This is a genomic window from Alteromonas sp. 76-1 (assembly GCF_900654235.1).
GTDB classification, from domain to species: Bacteria; Pseudomonadota; Gammaproteobacteria; order Enterobacterales; family Alteromonadaceae; genus Alteromonas; species Alteromonas naphthalenivorans.
Genome location: NZ_LR136958.1, coordinates 3,613,539 through 3,631,571 on the forward strand (window position 1 = coordinate 3,613,539; position 18,033 = coordinate 3,631,571).

The following is an 18,033-nucleotide window of genomic DNA, read 5'->3' on the forward strand; positions in this document are numbered from 1 at the left end:
ATACAGTGTTTTGGCGAAGTAGTTGATAACGCCTAAGAAAAGAGGGGCAAAATAAAAAGGGGTTGGGGAAAGTAAATATGATAAATACGAAAAAACCGATACTCGTTTCCCAGTATCGGTTTTATTGTCTAGCTTAGCGCTTCAATCACCCTAGTGGGTGATAATACCTATGCGCTTGGCGCTTCAGCTTGTGCTTCTTCAGGTTTAACCACTGACAATTGCATGCTGCGAATTGGGTTGTCTGTACCATTTGAAAGCTCAACCAAACGGTTCAATTGGCCTGCTGACATCATTACCGCGTACATAGCGCCTAAGAAACCAGACTTGTGAAGCTCAGTCACTTTCTCTTCTGGCAACTCAAGTACTTTCTTTTCGTTAATGCTTAGCATGCCAGTAACGTTACGTTGTTGACCGCTTTGGTAAGTAAGACGAATTTGAATTGGGTCTAGCAGGTCTAGGTCAACAACTTGTTGAACAAAACGCTGAGTCATCATTTCGCTGTTAGCAAGGTCAGCTAAAAACTGCTGACGGTTTTGCAAGAATTCCGTTGGCTCACCAGCGTCAGTAAATAAGGCTTCACCTTCTTCACCGATTAGGTCGCTGTTTTCATCAATGTATACACCTAGCTTCTCGCCATCAGGGCGAACATCAAAAGGGTAACGAAGGATGTTCATTGGAACGTGAGGGCCCTGCCATTTGTCGCCAGTAAGAAACAGGTTTTTGTTCTGTTCCATGCCAAGCATTGCAACAACATGGTGACGTTTAGCATTAGCATCTTCAATAAATACTAGCGGCATAGTGGCAGCCAATTGAGCAAACTCACGAATAGTGGCTGCAGCAAGGTGCGTATCTTTCGCAAACTTAAAGGTATTGCTAACCGCGACTTTTACGTCTTTGTGTTTTTCTTTATCTAGCGGTACAAAATTAATAGCCATTTTACTTTCTCATACTTGTTTACTGTGGCCCCTGTAAAATAACTGAGAAGTGAGGGGTGCCACGAAAAATTATGTAGGCCGCGCGGATGAACTCACTCTCATCCTATTCGGCGACGCGCTCGGGAGTATCCCGCATTCGCGTTATGAAGTCACGCGTCAACACAATAACAAGTTTTAAATTTTTATTGCAATGTAAAATTAAAGTGAATGGTAGTAACCGCTCTAAAAACGCACAATTTTACTGTTTTTAGGGGCATTGAGAATAAAAAAGCCCGAAATGAAAGGAAATCAGAAGAAATAAAAGAATAAGGCGTTCGAGCCATTGTAGGCATGAAGGTTTTCTTTTAGTCTTTTGTCTTACAACAACGATAAGGAAAAACAAAAATGAAGGGCTTCTTCCCGCTAAAATCTTGTGCACTCGCAATTTCCACTCTACTTTGCGCATCAGCCATTGCTGATAACACACCCACTTACACAGCAGGTGAAAAAGCGATAAAAATAGCCCAAGAAACGATTATTGTTGATGGCCATATCGATGTGCCTTATCGGGTTAAAAACGCATGGGTAGATGTAACCAAAGCCACAAAAGGCGGAGACTTTGATTACCCTCGCGCGGTCAAAGGCGGCTTAAATGCTCCTTTCATGTCAATTTATGTACCGGCGAGTTTAGATAATTCACCAGAATCAACACAACTTGCTCATTTGCTTATTGATTCTGTAGAAGCCATAGTGGCGCGAGCCCCTGATAAATTTGCCATTGCCAAAAGCCCGTCAGACGTAAAAGCCCAGTTCGAAAAAGGCATTATTTCATTACCCATGGGAATGGAAAATGGCTCCCCACTTCAAGGCGATTTAGCTAATCTAGAAGCGTTTCACGAACGTGGCATTCGCTATATTACATTAGCCCACAGCCAGTCGAACCATATTTCAGATTCGTCATACGATTTGCGCCGTCAGTGGAACGGGTTAAGTCCGTTTGGTAAAACACTGGTTACTGAGATGAACAACATCGGCATCATGCTTGATATTTCTCATGTATCTGACGATGCCTTTTATCAAGTTATTGAGCTAACAAAAGTGCCCGTAATTGCGTCTCACTCATCGCTTCGCCGCTTTACACCAGGCTTCGAGCGTAATATGAATGACGAAATGGTTAAAGCGCTTGGCGATAATGGCGGCGTTATCATGATTAACTTTGGCTCAAGCTTTGTCACGAAAGAAGCCGGTAAGTGGCGCACGGGGTTAACACAAGCGCGCAAAGCATTAATTGCCGCTGAAGGTGAAGATAGCCCGAAACTGGAAGACTTCGAAGCTAACTACCGCAAAGAAGTGCCTTACCCTTACTCAACACTTGATGAAGTACTTGATCACATCGACCATGTGGTAGAGCTGGTTGGTATTGAGCACGTAGGAATTGGTTCTGATTATGACGGCGTAGGTGACTCGTTACCCATCGGCTTAAAAGATGTGGCTAGCTTCCCTAATTTAGTTCAGGGGTTACTGGACAGAAAATACAGCCGTGCAGATATTGAAAAAATCTTGAGCGGAAATTTACTGCGTGTATGGACCCAAGTGGAAGAATACGCCAGCAAGCATTAATCGTTGAAATAAAACAGCCGAACAAATACTAAAAAGGCAGTTAGGTTATCCTAACTGCCTTTTTGTTTCTAAGGTGGCTGTGTAGTGTGTTTTCTTACGAACGTCGCTTCAACTGCCACGTCTTAACAAGGTAAAACACAGTAGGTAGCACAAACAGGGTTAGTACCAGCGCACTTAGCATCCCTCCCACCATAGGGGCAGCAATACGTCGCATAATTTCAGCACCGGTTCCCGTTGCATACAGCACAGGTAGTAAGCCTATTATAATAGAGAGCGCCGTCATCATTACCGGCCTTACACGCCGCGTGGCACCTTCAATAATGGCATCTTTGAGTGCTTGTTTTATTTGCTCAGCAGATGCTTGGGCATGCGTAGTAGAGCACGCTTTTCCGGCAAACGCTTCAACCGCTTGATGCAGGTACACCAGCATAATAACGCCTATTTCAACCGCGACTCCCGCCAACGCAATAAACCCAACGGCAACGGCTACAGAGAAGTTAAACTCGAGTGCATACAATAGCCAGTAGCTGCCTATCAATGCCAACGGCAAAGTAACCATAATAAGTGCTACATCGGTAACTCGCCTGAAGCTTAGATACAGCAGTAACACGATAGCGGCTAATGTTAACGGCACCACAACACTAAGCCTTGCTTCAGCCCTTTCTAAGTATTCAAACTGCCCAGCCCATGTTAACGAATAGCCTGGAGGCAATGAAACCGTATTAGCAACATGTTCTTTTGCACTTTGTACGTAACTGCCTAAATCGCCGCTTTCAATATCGATAAATACCCAACCGTTTAATCGAGCATTTTCGCTTTTTATTGCCGCGGGCCCCACCTCAATAGCAATATCGGCTACCTCGCCCAAGGTAATATTGGCACCGTTTGCTAACACTATGGGAAGTTGTCTTAGCGCTTCTGGAGAATCTCTATATTGTTGTGGGTAACGCATACTAATAGGAAAACGCTGCCTTCCCTCTACGGTTTCACCCAATGTACGCCCACCTATAGCAGTGTTGATGACCTCTTGGATATCAGCGATATTGAGCCCGTATCGCGCCGCCCTATCACGACTAATATCAATAGTGATATATCGCCCACCTGCAACTTTCTCGGCAAATACCGATGCGGTATTCTCAAAGTTTTCTAGCGCAGCTTCTATTTGTTTTCCCACCTGCTGAATACCAGCCAATTCTGGACCCGCTATTTTAATCCCCACTGGGGTTTTAATACCGGTGGCAAGCATATCGATACGCGTTTTAATTGGCATCACCCACGCATTGGATACGCCTGGAAATTGCACCGTACTGTTTAATATTTCCTTCAATTTTGATGTTGTCATACCCGCACGCCACTGGGATTTAGGCTTTAATTGCACAAAGGTTTCTATCATAGTTAAAGGCGCAGGATCGGTAGCGGTATCTGCCCTGCCCACTTTACCGAATACATTTTGCACCTCGGGTATTGTGGCAATCAGCTTATCGGTTTGTTGTAGCAATTCTCTCGCTTTCCCCACCGAAATACCAGGGTAAGTAGTAGGCATATAGAGCAAGTCACCCTCATCTAAAGATGGCATGAATTCGCTACCGATATGCTGCATTGGCCATACTACGGAAACTAACGCAATAAGGGCTGCGAACACTATTTTTCGAGGGTGGTTCAGCGCAGCCGTTAACGCCTTAACATACCCTGTCGAAATAGCCTTGTTTAACGGGTTGCGATGCTCTGCTTTTAGCTTGCCTGTCACGAAATAGCCGGCTAACACTGGCACCAAGGTAATGGCTAACGCCGCAGCGGCAGCCATGGCATAGGTTTTCGTAAAAGCGAGAGGGGCAAACATTCGCCCTTCTTGTGCTTCTAAGGTAAAAACAGGGATAAAAGACACGGTAATTATCAACAGTGAAAAGAACAGAGCTGGCCCCACTTCGGTGGCCGACTTCACCACTAGCGCCCAACGCGCTTCAACTTTTACTTGCTCTCCTTGCGCTGTCGCCCGTTCAATATGCTTATGCAGGTTTTCCACCAACACAATAGCGCCATCTACCATGGCCCCCATGGCAATAGCAATACCACCTAAAGACATAATATTTGCGTTAAGCCCTTGGAATTTCATTACAATAAAGGCTACTAATATGCCAATTGGCAACGTGATTATGGCAACCAGCGATGAGCGCACATGAAAAAGAAACACTAAGCAGACGGCACCTACCACAAGTAACTCTTCAACAAGCTTGCTCCATAGGTTATCGACGGCATTATCGATAAGGGTGGAACGGTCGTATACAGGTACAATATTTACGCCACTAGGTAAACTGGCCTTCAACGTTTCAATACGCGCCTTCACATTATCAATAGTCGCCTTAGCATTTTCGCCAAAGCGCATCACTACTATGCCACCTACCACTTCGCCGTTTCCGTTTAGCTCAGCGATGCCTCTGCGCATAAGTGGCGCCTCTACTACACTTGCGACATCACCTATCGTTATCGCCACGCCATTGTGAACAACGCCTAAAGGAATATTAGCAATATCTTCAGTACCCGTAAGATAGGCAGAAGATGTCACCATATACTCGGCTTCAGCCATTTCTATTACTGACGCCCCCGCTGCATTGTTGCCTCGGGCGAGTGCCGTTTCAATATGACGTAAAGGCACGTTATACGCTTGCAACTTTTGCGGATAAAGTTGCAGTAAATACTGTTTAACCATGCCGCCTACAGAGGCGACTTCCGACACCCCCTGCACGCTTTGCAATTCATATTTTAAGAACCAGTCTTGCAAAGCCCTAAGCTCACCAGCATCGTAGTGGTGTAACTCATCAACGAGGGCATACATGTAAACCCACCCTACCCCAGTAGCATCAGGCCCCAGTTTGGGTACCACACCATCAGGCAAGGTTATTTGGCTAAGGTATTCCAGCACTCTGCTTCGTGCCCAATACATATCGGTACTGTCGTCAAAAATAACGTACACATAAGAGTCACCAAAAAATGAAAATCCTCGAACTGTTTTTGCACCCGGCACAGACATTAAGGCAGTGGTGAGCGGATAGGTTACTTGATCTTCCACCACTTGGGGCGATTGCCCTGCATAGCTGGTTTTAACAATCACCTGAACATCTGATAAATCAGGAATGGCATCAATGGGAGTTTGTTTTACCGCTATTACCCCACCAATAGAGATAAACACCGTTGCCAGCAGCACCAATATGCGATTGGCCACCGACCAGCGTATGATGGCTTCAATCATGGTGCATGCCCTCGTGATGCTTGGCCTGTTGATTCACTTCCTGATGATGTAATTCATGATCGGCATGAGACTGCATACGCTTGAAATCTGATGTTTTAGACGACTCTGAATCAATCAAAAACTGCGCCGACAGCACTATTTTGTCACCTTCATTTACGCCTTGAGTTATTTCAATGAACTCCCCTGCTTTTCGCCCAACATTGACGGCTATAGATTTGAAGCTTTCTTCGACATTCATAACGACTCGGTTTTGGCCGAGATTTTGATTTTGGTCCTGCGACCGTATTTGAATAACGCTTTGATAAGGCACATACAGCACAGGCCTTTCGGTTTGCTTGGTAAAAATCATATTGGCGAACATATTCGGTTTAATGTCACCGCTGTCGTTCTTTAAAGTAACCCGTACTCTGAGCGTGCGTGTTTCAACATCAAGTGCTGGGTAGATAAAATCAACTTTTCCTGAAAAGATTTTATTTGGCAGATAGTCAAACGTGACCGATACCTGCTGATCAAGTGCCACTTTAGGGACATCTTGTTCAAATACGCGCGCTTCAACCCATACACTGTCTAAACGAGCAATGCTAAGCACCGTGGTACCAGGTTGAACGTAGAACCCTTCGCGAACGCCTAAATGTTCTACCACGCCGGCTTGGGGAGCAAAGAAGGTAATAGTTTGTGAAACCTCGCGGCTTTTTTCGAGTTGCGCAATAAACCCATCCGATAAGTGCAGCGCTTTTAAACGTTGTTTAGCACCTGCGGCTAAGCGTGTGTCTCCTCGCTTTAGCGCAATAACAAATTCCTCTTGCGCAGTCACCAAAGCAGGTGAATAAAGGGTATACAGTTTTTGCCCTTGGCTAACGGCCTCACCTTCCGTTTTAATAAACAGCTTATCAATCCAACCCTCTACTCTGGGGTGGATATGCACCAAGTAGTCTTCGTTATAGGTAACATTCCCCACTGCACTAAAGGTCAAATCCAGTTGCCCTCGTTTTACCGTGGTAAACTTCACACCCATATTTTGCTGTACCTGGGGTGAAATTGTCACCTCACCTTCACCATGATTTTCACTGCTATCCAATGCCGGATATACAGGCACTAGATCCATGCCCATTGGCGACTTACCCGGTTTATCTCGACGGTAAGCATCATCCATAGGTGCAACCCAATAAAGGGGCTTTTTATTATTTAAGTTGTCATCACCGCCAGCAACCACACCCTCAACAGCAGTCTCGCCCTGCATATTTGTATTCCAAACAAACATAGCCGCTGCGCCACCGAGTAACCCGACTATTAAAATAAATAGTGTCTTCATTGTTTTGCTGCTCCGTCGGTAGTGGTTTTGTGGGTGTCCATGTTTGAATTAGTGTGGATGTCCACTTTAGTCTCCACTCTAGTCAGTAGTGATTCATTGTTTGATTCAGAGCTTTGAAGTGGGTGTCCATAACCGAATTGTGCACTGGATGGGGTATGCACATGGCTACTTGAAATATGGGTGTCTAGAAATCTGTCATCCAATCTAGAACTTGTTAACTGATTTTGTTCGTTTGTCAGCGGGTAATATAGGTAAGCGAGTTCGGCTAAAGTCTTTGCTATATCGACGTGAAGCGCTAAGGCATCTAACTTTGCTGATATATATGAGATACGTGCACGCATTACGCCGTCGAATGTGCCCTTATCGGTCATGTAAGCATTAAGCGCTGACTCGGCTAAACTCTCTGACTGTGCAAGTAGTGCGGTATCAAATAATTGCTGCCTAGCGGACAAATTGACAAGCTCTGCTTCACGAGCTTCAGCAAGGGCTGCTAATCGCCTCACTTCTAGTCGTCGCTGTGTGGATGTCACCCCTAATCTTGCTGCTGATGCCGACACATTTGCATCTTGCCGCTTACTGCTAAACAGCGGTAAATCAACTTGGACACCCACACTAATGAAGTCAGCCTGGCTCATGCCGTTTTGGGCATCTTGTCGATATCCGTAGGCTGCTTCGAAGGCCCACTTAGGTTTGGTTTGCTCTTTCGCTAGACTAAGTTTCTGTGTAGCCACCAACTCGTCTTTTGCAAGTAACTGCACAGAAGGATGAGCGTCAATAACATCCAGTACGTCACGTCGTTTAACCTGTCTAGCTACGGATTTATTAAAAGGGAATATATCGTGATGATTGAGGGTTTCGGGCACAGTAAAACTGACTTCACTGGAGAAATCGAACCATCTCGACAACTGCGCTAAAGCCACCGATGCAGCTTGTTGTTTCTGCAAAAGCGTATCTTTTAAGCGAAGGCGCTCTAACCGAATCTGAATGATGTCTTGCTGTTGAGTGCTCCCCACACCACTTCGGTAAGACGATTCTACCGTCTCGAGTAATTGCACTAACGACTGCGACTCTTCTCGTAACAAGGCTAGGGTTTTTTCCGCTTGATACCACGCCAACCAATCCATCGCCACAGCTCGCAACAACCACGCCCGCCTTGCTGCTCTTTTCACCGGTTCTTTTTGGGCTTCTTCAATGGCAATAGTGCGAGAAATGCTTGCAGAGTCTCCTCTTGGCATAGCTTGTCGAATACCCAGCTTCAACTGAGTCATGGGCTCTTGATTGAGGGAAAAACCATCTGTTGGCACGCTTTGCAGTGTAGTGGTAATAGTAGGGTTATCCCAACTATCAGCCGCATCACTATCGTGCTGATACGCAGCCTCTTCAAGTTTGCTACCTTGAAAATAAACGTCTTGGTTGAGCGCGAGATGTTGCGCATCTTTAAGACTGAGGGTCGTCGCGAGGGAAGATGTACTAACGACAAAAAGCAACACCCCCAGCCAAGCTCGCTGAAGGTAATAAGTTCGAGAGCGAGCTTGAGTTAGGCTAGTAAAAACTATACCCAGATTACAATTAAACATGAGAAAACCACATTAATTTCCCTGTGCACTAAGGGAATAAAAAAGAAAAACGTGGGTGCTATACGCCCCCGCCAGATACAACTATCCTGCGAAAGCGAATTTGGGGGGGCGAAATTGGGTGTTGGGTATCGTGTAAGGAGTTTGGGGGTTTACAAAAACTATTAACTGAGTTGGCGCAATAACCGCTACTGAGCGTTCGTTATTTATAACTGCATAAACAGCGGCGCATACACCTGTAGGGCATTGACACTGAACGTCACAGCACGACTCAGATGTGTCACCGTGCATGCTAGGATTCATTGATTTCATAGCTTCGCGGGGAGTGCTTGAGCCACTGTGAATGGTGCGATCATTTTTTGCTGAATGGCACCCACTAGCTCTAGCTTGCATTTTGCTATTGGCGCGACTTGCTTCTGATGAATTGTACTCAGAATTTGCTTCATTAGACATCACGTCCGCAGGCGTTGTCGCGGTCTTTGAGGTAGCCATTGACATAGTGTTTGGCATAGCCATTCCCGGCGACAATTTAGTCACCAAGGAAATAACCATTATCAATATGACGACGTAGCCACGTCGCTGCTTTTTCAATTTAGCTATCATGCCTTAAAGCTTAATCGCATTTGTTAGAGCTGTAAAACGCTAGAATTGTTGCGCATAGGTTTTCAGCATCATTGTCATGGTTGAAAATAAAGGATTTGCTTTTGGTACTGCACATTCTTCGTTTTCATTTACCATGACTTTATTGAACTTCATATCGTGTAACATTGATGTGTTCACCACAAGGTCGGCGTGGCACAACGCATAAGATGCATCGATAACAAAAAACGTATTTGGCCCTGCGCTATTTTCCATTAAATTTTCTACACCGTGAATAGGCGTGGTGGCATCAGCTTGAGAGTGCGCAGCAAAAAGAGGCACTTCAATACGCTTGCCGTCTTCGAAGTCGTCGCGAATTTTTTCAATAATATCCATCAACTCTAACCCCGCAAAGCCTGCAACATTTGGGTATTTAAAAGGGTTCGGACCGTGCGTGATATAACTACCATCCACAATTTTCGCCACCCACTTAATACCCCAAATTCTAGACATGCTCTCGGCATTTTCAGAAAGTGCCAATGCACCAGAAAACAACATAAGCCCATCTATGTTTTCATTTGTGTCTAGGTACTGATCGACCGCTAATGCGCCACCAGTAGAAAACCCTCCCACAATCAGGGTGTCGCCCATGTCATCAGCTAACGCGATGACCTCATCAACATGTGCTTGCCAACGCTCGGCTAAATCGCTGTCACTCATTGCCCCCTCATCATCTCGCAACCCATGCCCAGGTAACAGTGGAACAATAACGTCGTAGCCTTCGTTGAATAGAATATTGCTAATTTCTCGCATAAAGAAAGGTGAATCACTCAGTCCGTGGACTAACACGGCCACTTTCTTTGAAGGGGTATCATGATGCAGCACGAAGGGAGCATTACCTTCGTTGCGAAGTACGTTTCCACATACCGTGTAGCGATGCAGTTTAGAAGATTTACATCGCTGCGTTTCGCCCCACTCTTGCTTATAAAAATCAGCAAATCGCGTTAATGCGTCTTGTGTTTCAAGAGTGCTGGCTGCTGCAGAACTAGCGAAAAATGTTCCTATTAATGTGCCTATCAATGCAAAGCACACTACTGCAACAGGAAGTATAGATAATTTTGCGAGAGCAAACTTTGAATGCACGTATATTCTCCAGAAGGCATTACAATTAGCCAATTATAACAAAATAAGGCCATTAAATAATGACCTTACGCTATTACAGTTACACTGTGACGGTATGCTGTTTTAACAAATTTCAGCTCAACAAGCCCTGTTTTAGCACATGTTGTATTAGTAAGCGCTTTGTTACCGTCGTTACTCGTATTTAGCTAAAATACAATGCTAAGTCGTCTGACCCGCCAATATGCTTACCGCCAATGAATACTTGAGGTACGGTATCACGGCCAGTCATTGCGTTAAGGCTGGTTAACGAGGCGTCTTTGCCTAGTACAATCTCTTCAAAGTCGTAACCTTTGTCGGTTAACAACGCTTTCGCTTTTGTACAAAATGGGCAGTTAGGCTTAGTAAATAGTGATACCGGAGCTTTTGTCTCGGCGCCTGGGGCTATATAAGCAAGCATAGTGTCGGCATCAGAAACCTCAAACGGGTCGCCCGGCACGTCTGGTTCAATGAACATCTTCTCTACGGTGCCGTTTTTAACCAGCATAGAGTAGCGCCAGCTGCGCTTTCCAAAACCTAAATCAGCTTTGTCTACCAACATACCCATACCGTCAGTAAAATCACCATTACCATCTGGTATCACGGTGACATTTTCTGCTTCTTGATCGGCTGCCCACGCATTCATTACAAACGTATCGTTTACTGATATGCACAGAATGTCATCAACGCCGTGCTGTTTGAATACTTTAGCAAGTGCGTTGTAACGAGGTAAGTGCGTAGAAGAACATGTTGGCGTAAACGCGCCAGGAAGTGAAAAAACCACCACCGTTTTGTTATTAAACAATTCTTCAGTGGTTTTGGTTGACCATGTCTCGCCATCGCGAACAGGAATGGATACGGAAGGTACTTGCTGACCTTCTTTTGAAATAAAACGACTTTCGGACATAGTGTTCTCGCTACGCGCAAATAAATGAAGTTGCTAGCATAGAGAAATCTAAGAAAAAAGAACAGTCTCGGTTCACTTAATCCGAACAAAGGTATAAATTAGTATGCGTAGCGACTAATATTAATGCTTTTCAACACCATGTGTCTCGCTATATTCTTATTCTACGTTAGACATAAGTTTTAACTGGTCAGGGAATGATTCAGCCTTACGCTTCCGCCAAACCGAACTCAACAACCATAACTATTTTATTTAATGTGTAAATTCTGATTAGAACAGGTACTCTGCGTGCCAAATTTATACTTTAGTCTAATACCTGATACGTTATTTCTTCGGGTTGTTCGCCATAATAATAGTGATAGAAATTGACTGCTGATAACGATATTAACACTTCAGCTTTGCTCATAAACTTCCGTCCTTCTTCTTTTTATAGAAAAGGCCAATAAATGTGTAGTCGTAAGGAAACTTCTATAATGCCCAGACAGTCGGCTCGGCGTTTTGCCACCAGCATTGTCACCGTTTCGCTACTTTTTGCTTTAGCGGGTTTTTCTTTGCCTACAAAAGCAGTGTCTAATACCCTTACTCAAACTGTTTATGAATTTATTCAGAGCGGGGCTTTCGAAGATGCTGAGCGTCAAACTTTACTTGCCATTGAACAAGCCCATCAAAGCGGCGCATTGTCGATAAGTACATTGTCGGCCAGTACGTTCTTTGAGGTAGGCGTACTATTACAAAGTGCATCTCGTTTTAACGTAGCAAAGGATGCGCTTTACGTTGCCTTAGATGGCTTCACTCGCCACGGTCAACTTGTTGATATGGCAAAAACCTTACACCACCTTGGAACCGCACAACGCTTTCTAGGGAACTATGATCAATCTATTGGCTACCTACGACGTGCACAGTCTATCGCGCAAACCCAAGGTGTCCTCCCGTTAAATGCGACCATTCAAATGGAAATTGGTCTTGTCCAAAAAGAACAAGGTCAGGTACAAGCTGCACTCTATACAATAAAAAAAGCATTGGGCTTATTTCGGGTGCAGCGAGACACTAAAAGTACCGGCCAAGGTCTAGCCACCATTGGTGACATCTATGCCACGTTAAATCAGTTTTCTGAGGCGAACACGTATTATCAAGATGCACTACAGATAGCGAAAACTAGCGGTGACAAGCCGCTTACGGCACAAATACTGGGTAAGATTGGCGCTTTATTATTACTCAAAGGCGATATTGAAGCAGCTTCAGAAGCGCTTAAACACGCCCTAACCCTATTAAAAGAGAATGGGGAAACAAGTGAAATATCCACTACGCAGGCGTGGTTAGGCGAAGCGCTGGTAAAAACCGGCGACACAGAACAAGGCTTGATGCTGCTTGAGGAATCACTCGCGGTGGCTAAATCCACCGGTCAGCAAAAATTACTTCAACAATCTCGCCTGGCACTGGCCAATGCGATGATGTCGTTGCAACAATTTGACGATGCACTGGCGTATGCTAAAAATGGCACTATTGAAGCAAGACGGCGCGGAGATTTGCGCAGCCAGCTGAACTTCTTGTCGATTCAAGTGAAAGCCCTCGCAGCAAAGGGAGAGTTTAAGCGCGCATTAGATATTCAGTCGGTGTTACAAAATATAAGAGAAGAAGTGTTGAGTTCAGGTAGCGAAGTCGCTATTGCGCAGCTTCAGGCGGAAATAGAAATTGAGCGACAGGCACAGTCAATTCAAGTACTACAGAAAACCAAACAACTCGCATTAGCTGAAGCTGAACAACTTAATTTGCGCACAACATTATTTTGGAGCACGTTAATTGCCGGGTTGTTAACGCTATTTCTGATTTGGAGCAGATATACACAGCGCCAACAAACCATCAGACTTCGCCGTGAAGTTAAGCAGCGAACAAAAGAGCTTGAACAAAAAAATTCTGAGCTACAAACCGCTTACAAAACCCTTGAACAGGTCAGTCTTCATGACTCACTCACCGGCTTGTACAATCGGCACTACCTTGAATCCCAATTGCCAGGTGAACTCAAGCGCAGTTCTCATGCGAATAAGCATCAACAAGGCAACAATGAGCGTAACCAAGACCTGCTCTGCTTTTTAATAGATATAGACCATTTTAAACGTATTAATGATGAGCACGGCCATTTAGCGGGCGATAAAGTACTGAGTCAATTTGCCGATGTCCTTCGAGAAGTTTTCAGACAAACGGATTTACTCATACGCTGGGGCGGCGAAGAATTCTTGGTGATATGCCGTCACTCTATGCGAGACGACCTTCCTCAACTAGCTGAACGATGCCGCGCAGCAGTGAGCGATAACGTGTTTCATATTGACGATACTCGCTCGCTTCGTGTCACCTGCAGTATTGGCTTTAGTATTCTTCCCCCTGTTGAACATGTGTCCTTCGAAGAAAGCTGGAAGAGCACTTTTTCAGTGGTAGATTATTGTTTATACGCCACCAAAATGTCTGGTCGTAATGGTTGGATTGGGGTTATTGACACTAACAGAGCCCTGATTGGCGACACTCAAGAAACCCCGCTTGATAAGAAATTTCATTTTAAGCAGTCATACATTTCTACATCATTTAACACGCTGTCGAGCATAAATTGGCCCGATGAGTAGGAGCGTATATTATGTATAAAGGTAGTTGTCAGTGTCAGGCCGTGCAATTTGAATTGTCTGGTATTAGCGAAGATGAATTGGACGTAGAAACATTGTCCTGCAGCGAAACGCTTAACCTCACCATTGCCGGTGCACGCAAACATCTAGTAATAGATTGCGCACCATCTATGCTGGGAGAATTGCAGCTATCGCCAAACAGCAAACAGTTTTTCTGTAATGAATGCTCAACGCCAATTTTTACCGAAGATGATCAGGGCTATATTGGGCTGCATGTAGCTTTTTACGGGCATGATTTATTAGCAAAACATCACAGCCAATACCATATATCCTAATTAGGCAGCCCAGCTTCAGCGCCTCTGAAAACACAGCATAAACTTTCTTCATGTGAGTTGTCACAGCGAAGCTGCCGCAACGGAGTTGTCGCAGTGAAGCTGTCACAGTGAAAACTATCCCAACGAAGGCATGATAACGAAGCCTCAATAAGACTCCCGCTCTCAGCAGAACGGGCCGTAACAGCAAACTTTACTGAAATAAGAGTGCGTTGAAAGGTATCGCACCGAATAATGCGATAGGCAAGAGCGTAGCATCAAACTACGCCTTTTCGATGAGTCTCACGCCGAACTTTTTAAATCATCCAAGTGGTATTTATCAATAAGTGAATACAAGGTTGGACGAGTAACACCAAGCAATTCAGCGGTTTTAGACATGTTTTTATCCGCTTGATGATACGCCCTACGAATTGCCTTACTTTCGGCAACCTCTCGTACCTCGCGAAGATTCAAGGTTTCAGACTCCCCACTACCATCTACCGCAAACAAACCTAAGTCATCAGGCTGTATGACTGTACCCTCGGCCATGATCACTGCCGATTTCAGCTTATTTTGCATTTCACGAATATTACCAGGCCATTTGTGAGCCAGCATGGAATTAATCGCAGACTCAGAAAAGCTCTTTGCCTTGGCATTAAACTCTTCGCGATAAATATTAAGGAAGGTACGGGCAAGCAGGATAATATCTTGATCTCTATCTCGCAGCGGCGGGATCATAATGGGAATTTCACCAACACGGTAATATAAATCTTCCCTAAAACGCTCTTCTGCCACCATGGTTTGCAAATCTCTGTGAGTCGCACAAATAACCCTAATATCCACAGGAATTTCGGCACGCCCCCCCACTCGCTCGATAACACGTTCTTGTAAAAAACGTAGCATTTTGGCTTGCAGCCCGATAGGCATATCGCCAATTTCATCTAAAAATAGCGTGCCACCTTGGGCGGTTTCAATTTTACCTAGGGTCGTTTTATTGGCGCCAGTAAATGCGCCTTTCTCGTAACCAAAAAGCTCACTTTCCAAAAGATTTTCAGGAATAGATGCACAGTTAATGGCAACAAACGGTTTATCTTTGCGAGGGCTATGCTCATGTATACTGCGAGCAAACACCTCTTTACCCGTTCCACTTTCACCTAGCAGTAACGTACTCACATCGGTATTCGCTATTTTTTCAGCTTTACGCACTACCGTTTGAATAGACTCACTGTTGCCAATGATACGGCTCATACCTGTGCGCACTTTGGATAAAATGCTGTTTTCTAACTCTAATTTTGCCAAATTAAGCGCGCGATACACGAGCAGCTTTATGGTGTCAGAATCTATGGGTTTTTGGTAAAAGTCGTAGGCACCGAAGTTTATAGCCTTTAGTGCATTCTCTTTTTCGTTGTTACCGGTGACAACAATGACCTTGGTTCTAGGCGCTAAGGAAATAATATCTTGTAAAATTCTCAAGCCTTCAGACGCATTTGCTGGGTCGGGTGGCAAACCTAAATCTAGTGTTACGACTTTAGGTTCGTAACGACGCAGTTGCGCAATTGCCGAGGTATGATCGTCAGCAAAAACAACGTCGTAGTCGGTTAAGCTCCACTTTAATTGTTTCTGAATACCTAAATCGTCATCTACCACTAAAACGGTATCTGTCATCAGTCTGTTCCTGTGTTACTTCGTCCGTATCAACATAGGTTGGTTGTCATCGCTCACTTTGCTTAATTCAGCGTAAATGCTAGCGTAAAACAACTTCCTTTCCCTGGTTCACTTTGAACGCTTATTTTCCCACCAATAGATTCAATGTACGTTTTCGCATCGTACGCACCAATACCCATTCCAGCGTTACCTTTCGTGGTATCGAAAGGTTTAAACAAGCGAGTATCGATGAAGTCTTGATCCATCCCGGTTCCTGTGTCCTCTATCATTACATATTGAACATGGTTTTGGGTGTCATGCGTTAATACAATATCTATTTCGCCGCTATCTTCGGTTGCTTGCTGCGCATTACTTATTAGATGATAAAAAACATTAGCAACTTTTTCTTTATCAATTAATACCGGCTCTTCACTGCTGCAGTGCACTTTCGGGGTGGGAGAAAGCCCCATGCACCGGTTGGCCACTACATCATTAATAATATGCGATAACGAGCACGAAGTGTGAGCCCCATCATCATTAATCTTTTTATCCGTTAATTGCTTTAACATTTTATCCATACGCGCTTTGGTATGCTCTAACGTTTCAAATGTGTCTTCAATAAACTCGGGGTTATGTTTATGTTGCTGCGCATTGGCCAAGATCAAATCTACTTGTGCCATCACATTCTTTAAATCATGCACAACAAACGCAGACATTCTATTGAACGCAGCAAACTGGGCATTTTCAGCCACCAGCTTTGAAGCTTCATGATGGAACACAAACATACTCACCTGCTCGGTGATAGCATTGAGATAATCTCTCACTTCCCAATTTAAACTCAGTCGTTCTTTATCCCCAGCCGAAAGCACAGCAAAGCCCCAAATTTCATCATTTTTGTAAAACGGCAAGTAAAGCTGATAACCCCAGTCCTTTAAAATATCTCTGTCGATTTGCAGCCCTTTGTAATGAAATGGCTTGGCTTGGTATTCATGTACATCAATTAACCAGGTATTAGACGTGCAGTAGTCTGTTAGCGTACGAATGATGGTTAAGTCATCATGGGTGTCTGGTAATGGATTAACTTGTGCCAACTGCTCGAAGTCGTTATTTACCCGTTTATACAATTTGCCAGAGTCATATTCGATGGCTTCAAGTATGCCGCGAAGTGCACTTTCGTGAACGGTATTAGGGGCGTCCATTGAGCTAGACAGTGTTTTGGTTAGCTTTATCCACTCTACGCGGTAGTCAAACTGATTGGCAAAAAAGTGCTTGGTAATAAAGACCTTACACTTGGTTCTAAAGGAGTTCGACAAAAATACGGTAACCAGCAGGGCAAGCGACAAAACTACCAAGATAGTTTGCACCATGGCGCCCCAGTTTCCACCTACGTAGCTGATGGCGTAGCCAATAATGGCCATAATGAAAAGGTAAGCGCCTGCAACCAGTAATAAAGAGCTGTGTAGTACTACATCCCTGGAAATGAATATATCAACGCCCCAGTGCTTTATACGTCGAATGGCAATAACTAAAAATGGAATAAGCAGGAAATAGATATAGCCACGAGCCGCAATATAATTAACCTCAACCTGATTCACCATGGTGGCATTGGCGTAAGTAACAAAATCAAAAAGGTGGGTAGCGCCAAGATATAAAATTAAAGGCTTATATGCCCATTGATCGGCATCCGCTTGACGGTAAATAACTTCCAATAAGATAAGCACTTCAAGGGCCAGAATAATCAGCATCAGATAACGCCACGAGGCATCAATCCACAAGACGTGGGGCAGCACTAAGGCTATGCAGCCGGGAAGTAGTATAAAAAGCGTTGTTGGGCGGCGCAGAACATCAAACAGGTTGGTGAAATTATTTTTCAGGCACCCAGCTAAAAAGAGCAACCATGCCACTTGCCTGAGCGCATCAATAGTGAGCAACCAGGAAAGGCTGATGGGACCAAACAGTGCCGTTATCATGCTAGTAGACCAGAACAGCGTCGTAGCTGTAGCTAATACCAGCAAGTGGTTGGCTAACCCAGGCTTTCGTACTGCAAAAAGTAATAGCATTAACAGTAAGTAAGCCAAACTGTTAAGGGCATAGCCTATATCTGAAATCATCCCTATTTATTCTCACCCAGCTTTTTATTTTTTTAAGGTTTTGTTTT

At 44.5% G+C, this 18,033-nt stretch carries 12 protein-coding genes; 3 read left to right on the forward strand and 9 right to left on the reverse strand.

The genetic code is table 11. The annotated features are described in order from the left end of the window. Window positions 1–167: 167 nt before the first annotated feature. Window positions 168–935, reverse strand: a complete 768-nt coding sequence (locus ALT761_RS15585) for a SapC family protein (protein ID WP_129739879.1) — start codon at window positions 933–935, stop codon at window positions 168–170. A 384-nt stretch (window positions 936–1,319) separates the two neighbouring features. Between ALT761_RS15585 and ALT761_RS15590 the strand changes: the two genes are divergently transcribed. After that, a complete protein-coding gene (locus tag ALT761_RS15590; RefSeq protein WP_129739880.1) occupies window positions 1,320–2,534 on the forward strand; it encodes a dipeptidase in 1,215 nt (404 codons plus the stop codon). 94 nt (window positions 2,535–2,628) lie between these two features. On the opposite strand, the gene ALT761_RS15595 is transcribed toward ALT761_RS15590, so the two are convergent. From ALT761_RS15595 to ALT761_RS15620, 6 genes are all read right to left on the reverse strand, one after another. Further along, window positions 2,629–5,781 carry an efflux RND transporter permease subunit gene (locus ALT761_RS15595; protein ID WP_129739881.1) on the reverse strand — a complete coding sequence of 1,051 codons (3,153 nt, stop codon included), beginning with the start codon at window positions 5,779–5,781 and terminating at the stop codon, window positions 2,629–2,631. Then, window positions 5,774–7,093, reverse strand: coding sequence for an efflux RND transporter periplasmic adaptor subunit (locus ALT761_RS15600; RefSeq protein ID WP_129739882.1), 1,320 nt, complete (start codon window positions 7,091–7,093; stop codon window positions 5,774–5,776). Before ALT761_RS15600 ends, ALT761_RS15595 begins: the two co-directional genes overlap by 8 nt. Continuing rightward, window positions 7,090–8,670: a TolC family protein gene (locus tag ALT761_RS15605; RefSeq protein ID WP_129739883.1), complete on the reverse strand. Its 1,581-nt coding sequence runs from the start codon at window positions 8,668–8,670 to the stop codon at window positions 7,090–7,092. The genes ALT761_RS15600 and ALT761_RS15605 overlap by 4 nt, the downstream gene beginning before the upstream one ends. An 81-nt stretch (window positions 8,671–8,751) precedes the next feature. Next, window positions 8,752–9,258, reverse strand: a complete 507-nt coding sequence (locus ALT761_RS20820; protein ID WP_129739884.1) for a hypothetical protein — start codon at window positions 9,256–9,258, stop codon at window positions 8,752–8,754. Window positions 9,259–9,309: 51 nt separating this feature from the next. Further along, window positions 9,310–10,389 carry an alpha/beta hydrolase gene (locus tag ALT761_RS15615; RefSeq protein ID WP_013782921.1) on the reverse strand — a complete coding sequence of 360 codons (1,080 nt, stop codon included), beginning with the start codon at window positions 10,387–10,389 and terminating at the stop codon, window positions 9,310–9,312. Window positions 10,390–10,570: 181 nt separating this feature from the next. Then, window positions 10,571–11,311 (reverse strand): glutathione peroxidase, encoded by a 741-nt coding sequence (locus tag ALT761_RS15620; protein ID WP_129739885.1) that lies wholly within the window; start codon window positions 11,309–11,311, stop codon window positions 10,571–10,573. A 470-nt stretch (window positions 11,312–11,781) separates the two neighbouring features. Between ALT761_RS15620 and ALT761_RS15625 the strand changes: the two genes are divergently transcribed. Both ALT761_RS15625 and ALT761_RS15630 read left to right on the forward strand, forming a co-directional pair. Further along, a complete protein-coding gene (locus ALT761_RS15625; protein ID WP_129739886.1) occupies window positions 11,782–13,923 on the forward strand; it encodes a tetratricopeptide repeat-containing diguanylate cyclase in 2,142 nt (713 codons plus the stop codon). 11 nt (window positions 13,924–13,934) lie between these two features. After that, entirely contained in the window at window positions 13,935–14,255 is a 321-nt protein-coding gene (locus ALT761_RS15630; protein WP_129739887.1) for a GFA family protein, read from the forward strand. Window positions 14,256–14,534: 279 nt separating this feature from the next. On the opposite strand, the gene prsR is transcribed toward ALT761_RS15630, so the two are convergent. Beyond that, a complete protein-coding gene (prsR, locus tag ALT761_RS15635; RefSeq protein WP_013782917.1) occupies window positions 14,535–15,896 on the reverse strand; it encodes a PEP-CTERM-box response regulator transcription factor in 1,362 nt (453 codons plus the stop codon). A gap of 62 nt (window positions 15,897–15,958) precedes the next feature. Beyond that, complete coding sequence (gene prsK, locus ALT761_RS15640; RefSeq protein WP_129739888.1) at window positions 15,959–17,986, reverse strand: XrtA/PEP-CTERM system histidine kinase PrsK; 2,028 nt, start codon at window positions 17,984–17,986, stop codon at window positions 15,959–15,961. Window positions 17,987–18,033: the final 47 nt, after the last annotated feature.

What these genes read in the sequence shown, in the direction of transcription:
- prsR (WP_013782917.1), bottom strand. Translation starts at nt 15,896, where the DNA reads ATGACAGATACCGTTTTAGTGGTAGATGACGATTTAGGTATTCAGAAA.
- ALT761_RS15585 (WP_129739879.1), bottom strand. Translation starts at nt 935, where the DNA reads ATGGCTATTAATTTTGTACCGCTAGATAAAGAAAAACACAAAGACGTA.
- ALT761_RS15590 (WP_129739880.1), top strand. Translation starts at nt 1,320, where the DNA reads ATGAAGGGCTTCTTCCCGCTAAAATCTTGTGCACTCGCAATTTCCACT.
- ALT761_RS15620 (WP_129739885.1), bottom strand. Translation starts at nt 11,311, where the DNA reads ATGTCCGAAAGTCGTTTTATTTCAAAAGAAGGTCAGCAAGTACCTTCC.
- prsK (WP_129739888.1), bottom strand. Translation starts at nt 17,986, where the DNA reads ATGATTTCAGATATAGGCTATGCCCTTAACAGTTTGGCTTACTTACTG.
- ALT761_RS15595 (WP_129739881.1), bottom strand. Translation starts at nt 5,781, where the DNA reads ATGATTGAAGCCATCATACGCTGGTCGGTGGCCAATCGCATATTGGTG.
- ALT761_RS15605 (WP_129739883.1), bottom strand. Translation starts at nt 8,670, where the DNA reads ATGTTTAATTGTAATCTGGGTATAGTTTTTACTAGCCTAACTCAAGCT.
- ALT761_RS15630 (WP_129739887.1), top strand. Translation starts at nt 13,935, where the DNA reads ATGTATAAAGGTAGTTGTCAGTGTCAGGCCGTGCAATTTGAATTGTCT.
- ALT761_RS15625 (WP_129739886.1), top strand. Translation starts at nt 11,782, where the DNA reads ATGCCCAGACAGTCGGCTCGGCGTTTTGCCACCAGCATTGTCACCGTT.
- ALT761_RS15600 (WP_129739882.1), bottom strand. Translation starts at nt 7,093, where the DNA reads ATGAAGACACTATTTATTTTAATAGTCGGGTTACTCGGTGGCGCAGCG.